The sequence below is a fragment of the Photobacterium sp. TLY01 genome (assembly GCF_021432065.1).
Taxonomy (GTDB): domain Bacteria; phylum Pseudomonadota; class Gammaproteobacteria; order Enterobacterales; family Vibrionaceae; genus Photobacterium; species Photobacterium halotolerans_A.
This window is the reverse complement of record NZ_CP090365.1, coordinates 460,869-475,234: the sequence shown is the minus strand read 5'-3', so window position 1 is coordinate 475,234 and position 14,366 is coordinate 460,869. Positions and strand designations below refer to the sequence as shown.

At 50.7% G+C, this 14,366-nt stretch carries 16 protein-coding genes; 3 read left to right on the top strand and 13 right to left on the bottom strand.

Annotated features, from left to right (window positions below; genetic code table 11):
- Positions 1–199 precede the first annotated feature (199 nt).
- Positions 200–856, bottom strand: a complete 657-nt coding sequence (locus LN341_RS17690; RefSeq protein ID WP_046221787.1) for a Qnr family pentapeptide repeat protein — start codon at positions 854–856, stop codon at positions 200–202.
- Positions 857–1,135: 279 nt separating this feature from the next.
- Positions 1,136–1,429: an antibiotic biosynthesis monooxygenase gene (locus tag LN341_RS17685; protein ID WP_046221788.1), complete on the bottom strand. Its 294-nt coding sequence runs from the start codon at positions 1,427–1,429 to the stop codon at positions 1,136–1,138.
- A 341-nt stretch (positions 1,430–1,770) separates the two neighbouring features.
- Between LN341_RS17685 and LN341_RS17680 the strand changes: the two genes are divergently transcribed.
- Both LN341_RS17680 and LN341_RS17675 read left to right on the top strand, forming a co-directional pair.
- On the top strand, positions 1,771–2,727 hold the full coding sequence (locus tag LN341_RS17680) for a DnaJ C-terminal domain-containing protein (protein WP_234206400.1): 957 nt from the start codon (positions 1,771–1,773) through the stop codon (positions 2,725–2,727).
- Entirely contained in the window at positions 2,724–3,053 is a 330-nt protein-coding gene (locus LN341_RS17675; RefSeq protein ID WP_046221790.1) for a chaperone modulator CbpM, read from the top strand. The genes LN341_RS17680 and LN341_RS17675 overlap by 4 nt, the downstream gene beginning before the upstream one ends.
- A gap of 197 nt (positions 3,054–3,250) precedes the next feature.
- Here the strand turns inward: LN341_RS17675 and LN341_RS17670 are convergent, their stop codons facing one another.
- From LN341_RS17670 to rimK, 10 genes are all read right to left on the bottom strand, one after another.
- A complete protein-coding gene (locus LN341_RS17670) occupies positions 3,251–3,418 on the bottom strand; it encodes a hypothetical protein (RefSeq protein WP_234206398.1) in 168 nt (55 codons plus the stop codon).
- 85 nt (positions 3,419–3,503) lie between these two features.
- Positions 3,504–5,108, bottom strand: coding sequence for a mechanosensitive ion channel family protein (locus LN341_RS17665; protein ID WP_234206397.1), 1,605 nt, complete (start codon positions 5,106–5,108; stop codon positions 3,504–3,506).
- 134 nt (positions 5,109–5,242) lie between these two features.
- Positions 5,243–5,683, bottom strand: coding sequence for an NUDIX hydrolase (locus LN341_RS17660; RefSeq protein ID WP_046221792.1), 441 nt, complete (start codon positions 5,681–5,683; stop codon positions 5,243–5,245).
- A 105-nt stretch (positions 5,684–5,788) separates the two neighbouring features.
- Positions 5,789–6,121, bottom strand: coding sequence for a DUF3332 family protein (locus LN341_RS17655; protein ID WP_234206394.1), 333 nt, complete (start codon positions 6,119–6,121; stop codon positions 5,789–5,791).
- A 185-nt stretch (positions 6,122–6,306) separates the two neighbouring features.
- Entirely contained in the window at positions 6,307–6,702 is a 396-nt protein-coding gene (locus LN341_RS17650) for a DUF2391 family protein (RefSeq protein WP_234206392.1), read from the bottom strand.
- Positions 6,703–7,003: 301 nt separating this feature from the next.
- Positions 7,004–8,386 carry a magnesium transporter gene (locus LN341_RS17645; RefSeq protein WP_046222552.1) on the bottom strand — a complete coding sequence of 461 codons (1,383 nt, stop codon included), beginning with the start codon at positions 8,384–8,386 and terminating at the stop codon, positions 7,004–7,006.
- Positions 8,387–8,433: 47 nt separating this feature from the next.
- Entirely contained in the window at positions 8,434–9,018 is a 585-nt protein-coding gene (locus tag LN341_RS17640) for a mechanosensitive ion channel family protein (RefSeq protein WP_046222553.1), read from the bottom strand.
- The gene (locus LN341_RS17635) at positions 9,018–9,974 is read right to left on the bottom strand and encodes a zinc transporter ZntB (protein ID WP_052730085.1); all 957 of its coding nucleotides are present in this window, start codon (positions 9,972–9,974) and stop codon (positions 9,018–9,020) included. Before LN341_RS17635 ends, LN341_RS17640 begins: the two co-directional genes overlap by 1 nt.
- Before the next feature lie 57 nt (positions 9,975–10,031).
- Positions 10,032–11,075: a succinylglutamate desuccinylase/aspartoacylase family protein gene (locus tag LN341_RS17630; RefSeq protein ID WP_046222554.1), complete on the bottom strand. Its 1,044-nt coding sequence runs from the start codon at positions 11,073–11,075 to the stop codon at positions 10,032–10,034.
- On the bottom strand, positions 11,062–11,967 hold the full coding sequence (gene rimK / locus LN341_RS17625; protein ID WP_027251250.1) for a 30S ribosomal protein S6--L-glutamate ligase: 906 nt from the start codon (positions 11,965–11,967) through the stop codon (positions 11,062–11,064). The genes LN341_RS17630 and rimK overlap by 14 nt, the downstream gene beginning before the upstream one ends.
- Positions 11,968–12,356: 389 nt before the next feature.
- Here rimK and LN341_RS17620 point away from each other — a divergent pair, with 389 nt between their 5' ends.
- The gene (locus tag LN341_RS17620) at positions 12,357–13,334 is read left to right on the top strand and encodes a DUF3187 family protein (protein WP_234206389.1); all 978 of its coding nucleotides are present in this window, start codon (positions 12,357–12,359) and stop codon (positions 13,332–13,334) included.
- Here LN341_RS17620 and LN341_RS17615 read toward each other — a convergent pair.
- Positions 13,306–14,217, bottom strand: a complete 912-nt coding sequence (locus LN341_RS17615; RefSeq protein ID WP_046222555.1) for a LysR family transcriptional regulator — start codon at positions 14,215–14,217, stop codon at positions 13,306–13,308. The two genes, LN341_RS17620 and LN341_RS17615, sit on opposite strands and share 29 nt — an antisense overlap.
- Positions 14,218–14,366: the final 149 nt, after the last annotated feature.

The window sequence follows — 14,366 nt, the reverse complement described above, 5'->3', positions numbered from 1 at the left end:
GGATAATTCCGCCGCTTATTCGAATCAGTCTCTTTGACAATAAAACAATCAGGCCTGGGTTCTATCCTTCCTTGCGTATCGATTCAGGCTTGGCATCAAGCATAAATACTTCTCCTGCTCATTTCCTGAACGATCAACTGAATCATCAACAGCCGAAACATAGGGTCATTATTGGTTCATCGAATACAAACGATGTAAGTCAACCCGGCAGAACAACAATACCGAGAGGCTCCAGCAATTGCTCTTGCTGCCAGTCACAGATTTTCACACCCGTTAAATCGACTTTTCGGGGATCTAACCCATCAAGCTCTGAATGACTGAGATCAGCCCCCTGAATAGAAAATTGTCCCCAACAATCTTCAGAGAATGACCCTCGACTTAAATCAGACGACTTAAAAGAGGCTCCCTGCAAATTTGCTCCGACCCATCGGTTTTCAAACAAATCGCATTTTTCAATACATTGCCGCTCCAGATTGGCATAAGACAAATTACACCCTGTGATATAAGCCGAACAGAAATACATCTGATGACTAACCTGATTCACAAAGCTTGCCTGAATAAAATTGGCACCTTTCAGATCACTATCCCGCAATTCAATACCAAAACAATTTGCACCTTTAAAGTTTGCTAAAGCTAGCTGACAGTCTTTAAAACTCGCATCGCGCAAATCGCAATAGTCAAAATGACAGCCTTCGAAAGCTCCCGGCTCAATAAACTTACAGTTTTCAAACACTGCATCCCTTAAATTTGATCGGCTAAAGTCACAACGATAAAACTGACAATTCTTGAATACAGCTTCTGATAAATCCTGGCGGGAAAAATTAACCTGATTAAATAGTTTATTCTCTTGATACATCATCATCTCCACTCATTTGATTCAGAGTCTAGCATTTAGAATGTATAGAATTAAGAAAAACAAACCATTATAAAACAACAATTTAAACCACCCCGATTTTGCCGTTTTAAGGCACCAAATCGGCTTGTAGTGAAGCGTAAAGCCAACTCATCGATGCCGCAGGCGAAGAAAAAAGTTTACCTGCGCAGGAGGCGCTAGAGGATGATTTATCCTGAATAGATATATCAAGCTGTGCTGCAAGAAATCGTTAACAGCACAGCTGAATTCAACCTGATAGAATTATTGATTAAAACTGTACTGCCGCTTCACTTCCACAACCTGTACCGTGTAGGAAGCGTACCATTTTTCACGGCCAAATTGCTGGGCCAGTGCATGCTGGCTGTCTCTGTGCCAGTTCTGGATATCCGCTTCGGCGTTCCAGTAGGAAATCGCAATTTCCTGATCTCCCTCTGTCACCGCGATAAAGTCCAGACAGCCATATTTTTCAAAGGCCAGATCCCGCATCACTTTGACCATCTCGGCATACTGACCGTCCTGCTGACCTGTCTTCGCCCTGAAAATCACTGCAAACATTGCTCCCTCCCTGGTTTTTCATCTGAACGTCCATGTCCTGTCATCAGGATCAAAGCGCTGACAAAGAGTAACATCAGTAGCTGCAGTGTGGCGATTCATAGCACGATGGTGCCTCCTCGAACCCGCTGATGAGTGGTGAGCAGTTTATCTTTGCTTGTCAGCATCAACGCGTGTCTTGTGTTGTCTCTCTCATGAAACCTGCACTATTTTGCACTGAGCTATAATGGAATGGGCGCAGACGGGAGCCGTGATGTCCTGCCACGTCAGAGCTACCAGTCACCGGGTAAACAGCGACACGCCCGGGTGAACCAATCTCAAACTTCAGCCTGAATCCTGGTGTTATGGAATATCGTGATTATTACGCCATCCTTGGAATTTCCCGCGATGCAACTTTGGCGGATATCAAACGAGCTTATAAGAAAAGTGCGCGCAGATACCACCCAGATGTGTCGAAGGACACCGACGCCAAAGAGAAGTTTATTCAGGCCAAAGAGGCCTATGAGGTGCTCAAGGATCCCCAGAAGCGGGCCGCTTATGATCAATTGGGTAAAGACTGGCATTCCGGAGAGCATTTTCATGTACCACCAAACTGGGAACGCAATTATCAGTTTTCCAGTGAAGGTTTTTCCCAGGGGGATGCATCTGCATTCTCTGATTTTTTTGAATCGCTGTTCGGCGATCACTTTGATCACAGCGCAGGACGCCATCATCGCGCTCGCAGAGCACATCAACATTTCACAGCCAAGGGCGAAGATATCCACGCCAAGGTTCAAATTGATATTGAAGACAGCTTTCATGGCGCGGTACGCACCCTCACCCTGCCATCATCCCCCCTCGACGGCACGCACCCTCAGACCGTGAATTTAAAAATTCCTAAAGGGGTTCGGGAAGGTCAGCATATGCGTCTGGGCGGCAAGGGAATGCCCGGCCATGGCGGCGGCGCGGCGGGCGATCTTTATCTTGAAATCAGTTTTCGTCCGCACCCGTATTACCGGCTTGAGCAGAAAAATCTGTATATGACCCTCCCCGTCACACCATGGGAAGCAGCCTTGGGCGCTAAAATAAAGATACCGACTCCGACAGGCCCCATTGAGGTGACGGTGCCGGCCAATTCGGTTTCAGGGAAAATACTGCGGCTTCGCGGCCGGGGACTTCCCGGAGCCTCACCCGGGGATATGCTGATCACTCTGAATATTGTCCAGCCCAAGGTGAAAAGCGAGCAGGAAAAAGCTCTGTACCGGCAGATGCAGGATCTGATGTCCTTTAACCCTCGTGATCAATTTGGATTTGAGTCATGAAGAAAAAAATTACGTCAAGCCAGCTCAGTATTACGGTCATTGCAGAGCATGAGCCGACGCTTAACCTGGCAGAGTTTTGTCGCGCTTGTGGTCAACCCGCTGAATGGGTGATCGCCCTGGTTGAAGAAGGGGTTCTGGATCCTCAGGGTGATCGGCCAATTCACTGGCGCTTTGCCACCGTCAATCTGCGCCGTGCTCTGCGCGCCAGTCGTATACAGCAAGATTTGGATTTGAATGTCCCCGGAGTCGCTGTGGTCCTTGATCTACTGGATGAAATCGAACGGCTGCAACGTCGATTGGAATACCGATATTCAGTGTCCCTTTAGCCGTCACTAAATCATAAAACTCACGATTGATTTACATCAGGTGACAAGTCATCAAATAAAACCAGGGTGAGAGTTGCTTGGCGAAGCCAGTTTCTGGCAATGATTGTGGCTTAAAGATCAGGCCAATGTGGGCAAACTGTCCAGGCTGCCGAATAGTAGAATCTGATTCAAGCGCTGATGAACAGCGCATGGCGGCCTTAGGCAGCGATCAGCCGGGCCAAACACTGCATTCTGCCTGCTGCCGTGAGCGCGATAAAGTCCAGGCAGCCATATTTTTCAAAGGCCAGATCCCGCATCACTTTGACCATCTCGGCATACTGACCGTCCTGCTCACCAGTCTTTGCCCTGAAAATCACTGCAAACATTGCTCTCTCCTTGGTTTTTCATCTGAACGTCCATGTCCAAACCGTCTGAGGTGACAATACGGGTCACCCCTGTCGGTGTGGCGCATTATGACAATAGCTGAGCATCAAACGTGGCCGGGACAATTCGGGAGCCCTGCTTTTCGACGATTTCCATAATGCCTAGGTGGATTTCCTGAGCGGCCACCTGATACACAGGCAGGCTTTTGGTGCCAATGTACGCAAAGACATTGATTTCCAATCCGTGCGCACCAAAGCCACGAAACGTCACCCGCAGCGGCTTTTTATCAACCTTGTCATGATTTTCCAGCAGCAGTTTTATCTCATCAATAATCTGCTTTAACTGCGTGGTTGATGTGCTGTAATCCAGACGAATATCCGATTTAAAGCGGATCTTTTCCCGCATCGAAATATTTTCGATTTCCATTTCCGATAACTTGGCATTCGGTACATGAATCACGGTTCTGTCTATGGTTCTGATGCGGGTACAACGCAGGCCAATTTCTTCAACTGTGCCCCGAATGCCGCCGAAATTGCACAGATTTCCCACTTTTACCGGCGCCGCAGAATAGAGCATCATGGTACCAATGAAGTTTTCCAGTGTTTGTTTAGAGGCCAAAGCCAGGGCAACACCGCCCACGCCCATACCGGCCAGCAAAGCTGTGGCATTGAAACCCTGGTATTCCATCCAGGACAGCACCGCAAAGATCAGCAAAATAATACGGATAAAGGTCAGGAAAGGGCGAACCATGGCCGCGCCTTGTTTATTCCCGTTGTTGATTAAACGTTCACGGATGATGTACTGAAAAAGCCCAATGGCAGACCAGCCCAGCCACAGGCTGGTGCCAAACAGCAGATAACCATTATTGAGAAAAGCTCTGGCGTTGGCCGTCAGCGTCGCGCTCGACAGCAACAAATGATCCAGCCCCAGTGCGGTAAAGAACAGCAGCGGCTTGGCGATCAAGCCCGCCAAGTCTTCTTTCATCTTGATGTCTGTTTTGCGAACCAGCCAGGCCGTGATCAGACAAACTGGCGTAACAACAGCAAAAGAGGCGAACAGGCAAGTAAAGAGAAAGACGATTTCCCAGAGGCTGAGTTTGAAAATATACCCGTCCGGTACATTCTGAATGAACCATTCTGTCAGCGGACTGTAACCCAGTTCTTCATACAAACTCGGGACCAGGGCAACCGTGGCATTGGAGATCTTCCAGATTTTGCCCAGCTTTTTACTCGGAACCTGCTGCAACAGCAGTGAGACTTCAGCATTTTTAACCGTGATATTGCCAAACGACTCACGATAGTCGGGCAGCAGATCATCCAGATCCCCTGCCGGACTGTCATCAATATCCTGCAGGTTGATCCAGAGATTTCGCTCAATGATGGCATGGAGCTTTCTGGCGTATTCTTCCCCGTTGCTGGCGCTCATTCCTTTGGGCATGTAACGCAAGTCCAGATATTTCGCCGCTTTGGTGTAGTCCTGCTCGTATACCGCTTCCAGAAAGCCTTTCAGCGTTCCTCTGGGGGTATCCCGATCGAGAGAATCTTTGTAATCATAGGCCGCATTCACCGCTTGCCCAGCCGCAGAGGTTGCCGGGTCTGTCGTATTGCTCAGCAGTAGGTTAGGCGCCGCTGTCGCAGTGAGCGACACAAAAAAGCAGCAGAACAGAAAGGTTCTGAACAGGGTTTGCATCATCGGGTTCCGTCTGAATGTCCAAAGCTGGTGCGATTTTATAAGCGACGGCTTTCAGAGGCCAGAGATTGTTATGCGCGGCATGCACTTCTTTACGAGATGCTGAGCTGGGCCTGCAAACCTGGCTCAACAACGGGCTATAGGGAGAACTTCTGCTTTGCCTCCAGTGCCACGTCGGCCACTTTTTCAATCAGGGCGGACTGACCGCTGACAATGTCTGAAACAGACATCCAGCGACAAGCACTGGCGTCATCCCCCGGCAGCAGTTCCCCCGCCACATAGCGGCAGAGTACTGGCACCAGAATAAAGTGATGGTGGCAGTTTTCGCCATCGAACTCATTCACTTCAACCACTTCCAGGAACTGTTCAGCCGTTGCGATCACGCTGGTTTCTTCCTTCAGTTCACGCAAGGCTGCCTCACGCAGAGTTTCGCCCGGCCAGACAGAACCACCGGGAAAGCCCCAACCACCTTTTTGCGGCTCGTTTTTGCGTTGAACCAGAATGAGTTGATCGTCTTTGTAGGTAACGGCGAGAACCGCCACTTTCGGTGATGAGTACATGCTGCTTGCCTGAGTCATACGTTATCCAGAATGTTTTCAGAAAACCCATGATATCGCATGTTTTAAGGCGTGAGTACCTTACCGGCCCCTCATCATAAGACAGGCCGGTATTGCATGAGGCATTTAGTTCAGCGGCTTGATTGGTGCTGTTTTCAGATCATCATCCAGTTGATCATTAATCTTGATGTAGTCTTCACCTTTCACATCATAGATAGACGGTTTTTGCGTCACAATATTTTCGCCGGTCCAGAATTCTATCGGGTTCAGTACACCATAATCTGCAACCGTTGTGATCGCGTAAACCGGTGACATCAAGATGGTGAGGCCGCCACGGGCATATCGGTTGTCCACGGCATCCATATTGAATTTCATGGTGGCGTTCGTGGCCGCCATCTGGCCCGCACAACCCGTTAATAAAGACACGAGCGAGATAGCAACAAAAGCCATTTTCTTCATTTTTCTGTACCCATAAATAAAACAGGGTTTAATTGTAGCCATGCGCTCAGCAATGAAAACCAGTGGCTTGTTAAATCTGACAAGGATTCAGCATAGGTTCAGTTAAAAAACAACGTTCAATTAAGCTGCAGAATCATTACCGCCATCAGATTTGACCGGCTGAATATATCTTCAGAAAGCGCCCGTTATTCTTTATCGAAGCTGTCCACAATGATCGCTCCCATAGAAGCAGGCATGGCAATGATTAATGCACGTTTAACAGCAACGACCCAGTTATCAATGATCGGGAACTGGTTCAGCGAAAACAGAATCAGGCAAACCACCAGATAGGTGATCAGGTAGGCCCCAAGCACCCTGGCCAGAAAAACGGGCACACGCTTACGGATATTCTGGCCGAACATCGACTGGTAAGCGTACAGACCCATGAAAAGCAAAGTGAGTACAACAAGGACAGACAAATTCAGCAGTGGAAGGGATTCACTCAGTTGCCAGGCTTCTTCAGAAAAGGAAATGGGCACGCCCAGGGCAAAGGAGCCGATCACAAGCTGGCCCAAATCTTCTGCGTTGAATTTCCAATCCATTGACCGCTCCGGTTCCGTTTATTTTGCTTTTGACTATCCCTCCCCCTTTTCAAAGGGGAGGTCAGGCGGGGGTTACAGGGTACAAACGTCAAATCCGTACCCGCTTCACGAACCCCACCCTAACCCTCCCCTTGCCAAGGGGAGAGAATATTCAGTGCTCGCAGCAAACTCGATCAGTCCCTCCCCCTTTTCAAGGGGGAGGTCAGGCGGGGGGTTACAAGGCACAAACGTCAAATCCGTGCCCGCTTCACGAACCCCACCCTAACCCTCCCCTTGCCAAGGGGAGGGAATATTTTTAGTTTTAGCCCAGCAAAAACAGGCTGCCCAGCCCTAAGAAGGTAAAGAAGCCCACCACATCTGTGACTGTGGTTAAGATGACTGAGCCCGACAGGGCCGGATCAATCTCATATTTATCCAGGATCACCGGAATCACCACACCGGCAATGGCTGCAACTACAATGTTAATGGTGATCGCAGCAGCGATCACCCCGCCAATCGCCACACTGCTGAACCAGACAGCCGCCACAATGGCGATCACCACGGCCCAGAGCACGCCGTTCAGGCAGGCGACCAGCAACTCTTTCTTGGCCAGCGACCAGACGTTACCAAAGGTGATCTGCCCCATCGCCAGACCGCGGATAATCAGGGTTAAGGTCTGACTACCGGCAATGCCCCCCATAGACGCCACTACTGGCATCAGGACCGCCAGTGCTACCACCTGACTGAGCGTGGCTTCAAACAATCCGATCGTCCAGGACGCCAGAAATGCGGTAAGCAGGTTAATCCCCAGCCACAAGGCACGACGTTTGGCACTGAGCCAGACCGGGGCAAACAGGTCGGTATCTTCATCCAGACCCGCCCGCGCCATCAGTCTGGCTTCATAGGTTTCCCGGGTAATTTCCATCGCCAGCCGCAGTGTGGCGCGGCCGACAAAGCGGCCGGCATCATCCACCACCGCCATCGCCGCCTGATCTGAGTGCTCAAGGCGCTCTGCCGCGTCATAAACGTCCATCTCGGCTTTCAGGGGCGATGCAATATCATCCTCCAGACTGTCGACCCTGACCTGACCATCAGCCGCCAGCAGGACAGGTAATGAGACTTCGCCTCTGTAGTGCCCTTTTTTATCGACAATATAAACGCGATCCAGCATCGGATGCTCAGCACGCCGCACCGCACGCAAGGCTTCGAACACCCGGGTATTGGGGGTGAGCATCACCAGGCTGTGATCCACATAGCGGCCTATCTGATCTTCGTCATACTGCTGACTCTGTTCATACCAGGACTTCTGATCCTGGCTCATCTTCGCCAGTGCAAAATCCACCAGCTTGTCTGACAGGCTCTGCGACAGTTCGATCAGATCTTCAGCATCCAGCCCATGCAGCATGGCCCGCAGATCCGGCATGCTGAGGTTGTCGATCAGCACACCCCGGGCATCGGAACGCATGGCGACCAGAACTTCGACCCGCTCTTCCGGCGCCACGGTTTGCCAGAGGGCCAGACGTTCATCAATCGGCAAAGATTCCAGCAGTAAACCCAGCTCTGATGTTTCCAGCACTTCCGAAGCTTCGGAGAAGACCCGTTCCTGCTCTTCGTCATGAACCCGGTTCAGATCTTCAACCCACTGACTGAGTTCCTGTTGTGGCAAAAGATCTTTCACCGCGGCTTTGTCTTGTTCTTCATTCATAGTTTTTCTTACATTGGTTACTACTGCATGGATTACTGCTGCATGCGTTACTGCTGCGTACTTGCCTGAGCTGTGTCGACCGCCTCAGGCTGCTCATTATCCGGCTTAGGGTTCACCACCAGTTGAGTCAGTTTAATCACGGGTTTTTGCAAAATGATGTTATTGGGATAGGTGACCAAGCTGCCATCGGTCCGTTCAATAATCACATGGAACATGGTGATATCGTTAATCACCCCGCTGATGTCATCGTCTTTATCCACCACTTTGACCCGATCGCCGATACGGTACGGAAACACAAAAAAGATCAGCACACTGGCCGTGACATTGCTCAGCATGGACCATTGTGCGAACAAGGCGACACCCAATACCGCGAAGGCCGAAGAGAAGAACAGTGAAATATCACTGTATCCCAGCCCCAGGCTGATCACTGCCACACTGAACAACACGAAAAACACCACAGACGATAACACGCGCGAGATAAAGCGCACTCTGGCGTCACTCACCATCTTGGTTTTACCCAGCCGGGTCAGCCACAGGTTAATGACACGTTTCGCAATGGTGTAAACGATCAGAAAAACCAGAATAATAAACAGGTTATAAGCCAACCGACTTTGTAGAACGGTTTCTATCATTAAATGAATTTCATCCTTCTGAACAAAATAATCTCAAACACAGTGATCACAAGCAAAGCGATACAAAACGCCCAAAATGCCATCGTTGAGTCCACGCCTGGCATGCCGCCAATATTAACGCCCAGCAAGCCGGTAAGAAAACTGATCGGCAGGAAAATAATAGAGATCATTGAGATAAGATACGTGTTTCGGTTGACCTTCTCAGACTGCACCTGAGCCAGATGCTGGTTGATCACCTGGATCTGGTCGATATAAAAGTTAATCGACTCGTTAATCCGGACCACCAGATCACGGCAGTTCAGCAAGGGCATACGCAACGATTCCAAACCCGCCATTTCTGACTGCAGCAAATCATCCAGTGCATAACGCTGGGGCGTCAGAAAGCGACGAATTTTCAGCAAGCGTTTATTCAGGTGAGCCAGTGACTGGCTATCGGCTTCATCCTGATGCTCGGCGTAATATTCGATATCTTCTTCAATCGGGTCGAGAAAGGTTTCAATATTGCGGTTCAGCTTATCGACAATGGTTGCCAGCATCGCCAGCAAGCTTGACGGTCCTTTTCCTTCCTCACACTGGCGCCGTGCCTCCGCAATGGCCCGCGACGGGTATTTACGGGTTGAAATCAGGCAGCCTTTGAAATAGAGAAACCGGATACTTAACATGTCATCCGGATTATTGCCTTCATTGAGATTGATGCCACGCAGGATCAGCAGGAAAGTGTCATCTCCCAATTGCTCAAAACGCGGACGGGTATCATCCGCCAGTAAAGCAGAAGCCAAAGACGATGGCACGCCCACTCTGGACAGCCAGTGTTTCAGTCCGACAGCATCCCGCTGGCAGTGATACCAGCAATCTTTCTCCAGCGTCTCGCAATCCTCCAACGTCAGATGGCGCGGCGTCTCCCCTAATTGCCAGCCGTCGATAAACCACTCAGTGCCGGGTTCTGAATTGCCCATAAAGTGCGCCTCCTGTGCGCAAAAACAAGAAATAAGAAGGGTGAGTTCAATCTCTGATCAGGTGATATCGACTTCATCACTGACTTCATCAAGAAACGATTCGATTTGTTGTTCAACTTCTGAACTTGCGCCTTTACTGAAATAAGCCAGATGGAAAACCGCATCCCCTTCATTGACCAGGGGCAGCATTTGCTGGCCGATCACAATGCCGTCTCTGGGGGCGACCATGGTGTCTTCACCATGGCCGAGCGGGGCACTGATATAGGCCAGGACCTGCCCTTTGATGACCCGCTCACCGAGTGCCACCACACAACGGACAATACCGTTCTGCTCAGCCCGCACCCAGCTGCTGGAGCGGGCAATAAAAGGCGATGCCTGTTCTTTTTTCCGGCTCACCCGGCGTATCATTCCCAGCATCCGCATGACACTCACAATGCCTTTCACCGCCGCGGCAATCACAAGCGGTTCGAACCGCAATGCTTCCCCGCCTTCATAAGTAATCACAGGAATACCCGCAGCATCCGCGACCGCTCGCAATGAGCCATCGCGAATCGCGGCATCCAGAATCACAGGGGTGCCGAAGGCATGCGCCATTTCCGCACTTGCCTCATCCTCCAGATTTGCCCTGACCTGAGGCAGGTTCCCTCTGTGGATCGCCCCTGTATGCAAATCAATAATATGCGTGCATTTTTTCACGACGTGTTCACTGAACTGATAGGCCATCCGGGCGGCCGTGGATCCCCGTTCAGAACCGGGAAAGCACCGGTTGAGATCGCGCCGATCAGGTAAATAGCGCGATTTATGGATAAACCCGAACACGTTCACAACTGGCACGGCCACCAAGGTACCGTGCAATTTTAATGGATCCACTTTGTTGAGCAGTTGTCTGACCGCTTCCACACCATTGAGCTCATCACCATGAATCGCCGCACTGACCAACAGTACGGGGCCCTGATAACGCCCGTTCACCACATGAACCGGAATGTGCAGTGGTGAATGGGTATAGAGCTGGGCGGCTTCTAAATCGATGGTGGCTGATTGTCCTGGCGGCACTTCGGTGCCCATAAATTCGATGACTTTATTTAATCTAGCCTTTGCCACTGGTGCGCGTCCTCTGCGGTTTTGCGGTTGATTCTATGTATTTGATTATCATACCCGCGATATCCTTACCAGTCGCTTGTTCAATCCCTTCCAAACCTGGGGAGGAGTTCACTTCCATCACCAGCGGCCCGCGCTGAGAACGCAGCAGATCCACACCGGCGACACGAAGCCCCATCACCTTGGCAGCAAGCACTGCCGTCTTCCGTTCTTCCGGCGTAATCCGGATAAGTGACGCCGATCCGCCCCGGTGTAAATTAGAGCGAAATTCCCCTTCGGCGCCCTGGCGTTTCATCGCGGCGATCACTTTATCGCCGATCACAAAACAGCGGATATCCGCACCGCCGGCTTCTTTGATGTATTCCTGCACCATGATGTTCGCTTTCAGGCCCAGAAAGGCTTCAATCACACTTTCTGCCGCCTTACGGGTTTCAGCCAGGACCACACCGATGCCTTGCGTGCCTTCGAGCAGCTTGATCACCACAGGCGCACCGCCCACCATTTCAAGCAAATCGCCAATGTCGTCCGGTTTACTGGCAAAACCGGTGATCGGCATCCCGACCCCTTTGCGCGACAGCAATTGCAGAGAGCGTAATTTATCCCGGGAGCGGGTGATTGCCACAGATTCATTGACCGGAAAAACGCCCATCATTTCAAACTGGCGCAGCACGGCGCAGCCATAAAAAGTTACCGAGGCGCCGATGCGCGGAATAATGGCATCAAACCCGGATAAATCCTGGCCTTTGGAGTGGATCGAAGGCTGATCGGAATTGATGTTCATGTAACAGCGTAACGCATCAATCACCTGTGCCTCATGCCCTCGCTCACGGCAGGCTTCAATCAGACGACGGGTTGAGTACAGCTTTGAATTACGGGAAAGGATACCAATTTTCATTGTCACTCCAAAAAATGCATAAACAGGTGTTACACGTCAGAATCACAACCGGGACAACCGCTGACGGTGCCAGCCGGTACACAAGAATGCCGCCCAACAGCCCATAAGACTGAGAGCCGGCTACAATAGTCTCAGTGTAGTCAATCAGATAACGGTCGGCTTTCTCCGCCTGAGGGTTGCAAATGTGAGGCAAGTTGCACAGAAATCTTCACTTATACTGCTCTTATTGAAAGCAATTGATCCTGACTTTATCTGATGACTCTATTTTATCTCATCACGACTTATCTCATGACTATAGTGACAGATTGGTTATATTGCACAACAACTTAGCTGAATACGATACCAATCAGTTGGGATAAAAACGGATGATCCGGCACCCGGAGAAATGCATGATATGCCGCCAGTATCCGGCTGTGACAGTGAGTTTCTTCATCGGCTTATTCCTTTGGCGCACCGCTTTTGCAGCACAATCGCACCCGCAGGATTTTGGTCCGCTGAAAACCTATGCCCAATCGCCGCTGCAGTCTAACAGCCTGAGTCCGCAGCTCAGAAGCGGTTTTGCGTTACCCGAAGAAACAGTGGAATTTTACGCCACGGCGGCCACAGCCAGTATCTGGGCGGAGACCCCTGAGTACCGGGCCGACTACTATCAGTCGACCTTCAGTACCGGATTCATGTGGCAAGTCACAGCGGGCTGGCAACTTGAGCTGGACGCCAGCTGGCGAATTGCCCTGGACAGTCATTTGGATAACCTGACGTTTGGCTTTCATAACCTGTTCGGCATCAGCCTGAACGGCCGTGAAGATGTGCCCAGACACAGCTTTGATCTTTCTATCCCTGAATACGGGGTGGAGTATACAGATTTCAAAGGCGAGACACTGACACGGACGCTGACCCTCTACAGCGGCTGGCAGATACTGGATCGCCCAAGGGAAGCGCTTTCTATCGGCGCCTCCCTGTATTACAACTATGTCGACGCCGGCCCGTTCCACAACCATAACCTGGAGCAGGCTTTACAGCTTAATTACAGCTATCACCTGGACCGCCACCGCTTCCACGCTATGTTTGGCGGGGTGTATCGCCATGACCCGGCAGCACTCATTCCCTATAACACGCTGACCTATGCCGCAGCTGCCGGCTGGCAGTATCAGTTCAATGGTCCCCACAGAGTCTTGCTGGAATACCATTATTATGAAGGCGCCTCAGAAGCCACCTCGGCGCTGTCTCAAGCGTCCAACGAAATTCTGGCAGGATATCGCTACCATTTTCCCACCAGCGTGGTGGAGCTGGTCCTGACAGAAAATGTATTCAATATGGATAACAGTCCGGATGTGGCGATTACGCTTGGCTATCGGCAACGTTGGTGATCACCTCAAAGCGTTCGAGCAAGAAATCAATAAACAAACGAAGCCGGTTCGGGATCAATTCCCGCTGCGGGTAAACAAAGCTGATCGGCACAACCGGCGACACCCAGCCTGGCAATATTTGTATCAACTCCCCCCGCTCAATGTGCTCCCGGCAGATAAACTCCGGTAACAAGGCGATCCCCAGGCCATCCAGACAGGCTGACACGGCCGAGGTGATCGTATTCACCCTGAAACGATACGGCAGTTCAATCTGCACCTGCTGTCCGTCTTTTTCCAGTGCCCAATACGGTATCTTCACAGCGTTGTAGATTTTGATCTGATGATGAGGCGCAGCCAAATCCGCCGGCGACGCAATGTTTCCGTTCAGCGCAAGATACTCAGGGCTGGCAACGAGGATCCGCCGCGAAGAATGAAACGGTCTTGCCACCATGCCCGAATCGTTGATATCGCCCACCTGCACATACAGATCGATGCCTTCAGCAATCAGATCAACTTCCCGGTTGCTTAACTCAAGGTGCAGGCTGACATGCGGGTACTGTTTCAAAAATGCGTTGATGCTCTTGCCGAACACTTTCTGGCCGACTTCGACAGGCATCACCACATTCAGCCTGCCTCGGATCAAGTCCTGGTTTGCCGTGACTTCAAGTTCGGCCTGACTGGCAATTTCGACCACTTGACGGCACGACCGATAGAACGCTTCCCCTTCATGGGTCAGCACCAGGTTGCGGGTGCTGCGAGTCAGCAGGCGCACTGCCAGATCTTTCTCCAGATCCGCAATTTTCCTGCTGATCGTCGATTTCGTCATGTCCATTGCCGCGGCGGCCTGCGTAAAACTCCCGCATTCCACCACCTGGGCAAACATCACCATTGCATTTAAATCCATTCCATCCTCAATTCATCAGAACACTGCCTGCACGAATGCAGCAAGCAAGAACACTATTAGTGAAAAATTCGCAACAGTGTTTTCGATTTTTCCTATCTAATAAACTAATTCATAATTTTTTACAATTCACGCCCAAACATAAATGACAA

Coding starts and splice junctions, on each gene's coding strand:
- LN341_RS17690 (WP_046221787.1), bottom strand. CDS start 856: ATGTATCAAGAGAATAAACTATTTAATCAGGTTAATTTTTCCCGCCAG.
- LN341_RS17685 (WP_046221788.1), bottom strand. CDS start 1,429: ATGTTTGCAGTGATTTTCAGGGCGAAGACAGGTCAGCAGGACGGTCAG.
- LN341_RS17680 (WP_234206400.1), top strand. CDS start 1,771: ATGGAATATCGTGATTATTACGCCATCCTTGGAATTTCCCGCGATGCA.
- LN341_RS17675 (WP_046221790.1), top strand. CDS start 2,724: ATGAAGAAAAAAATTACGTCAAGCCAGCTCAGTATTACGGTCATTGCA.
- LN341_RS17670 (WP_234206398.1), bottom strand. CDS start 3,418: ATGTTTGCAGTGATTTTCAGGGCAAAGACTGGTGAGCAGGACGGTCAG.
- LN341_RS17665 (WP_234206397.1), bottom strand. CDS start 5,108: ATGATGCAAACCCTGTTCAGAACCTTTCTGTTCTGCTGCTTTTTTGTG.
- LN341_RS17660 (WP_046221792.1), bottom strand. CDS start 5,683: ATGACTCAGGCAAGCAGCATGTACTCATCACCGAAAGTGGCGGTTCTC.
- LN341_RS17655 (WP_234206394.1), bottom strand. CDS start 6,121: ATGAAGAAAATGGCTTTTGTTGCTATCTCGCTCGTGTCTTTATTAACG.
- LN341_RS17650 (WP_234206392.1), bottom strand. CDS start 6,702: ATGGATTGGAAATTCAACGCAGAAGATTTGGGCCAGCTTGTGATCGGC.
- LN341_RS17645 (WP_046222552.1), bottom strand. CDS start 8,386: ATGAATGAAGAACAAGACAAAGCCGCGGTGAAAGATCTTTTGCCACAA.
- LN341_RS17640 (WP_046222553.1), bottom strand. CDS start 9,018: ATGATAGAAACCGTTCTACAAAGTCGGTTGGCTTATAACCTGTTTATT.
- LN341_RS17635 (WP_052730085.1), bottom strand. CDS start 9,974: ATGGGCAATTCAGAACCCGGCACTGAGTGGTTTATCGACGGCTGGCAA.
- rimK (WP_027251250.1), bottom strand. CDS start 11,967: ATGAAAATTGGTATCCTTTCCCGTAATTCAAAGCTGTACTCAACCCGT.
- LN341_RS17620 (WP_234206389.1), top strand. CDS start 12,357: ATGATATGCCGCCAGTATCCGGCTGTGACAGTGAGTTTCTTCATCGGC.
- LN341_RS17615 (WP_046222555.1), bottom strand. CDS start 14,217: ATGGATTTAAATGCAATGGTGATGTTTGCCCAGGTGGTGGAATGCGGG.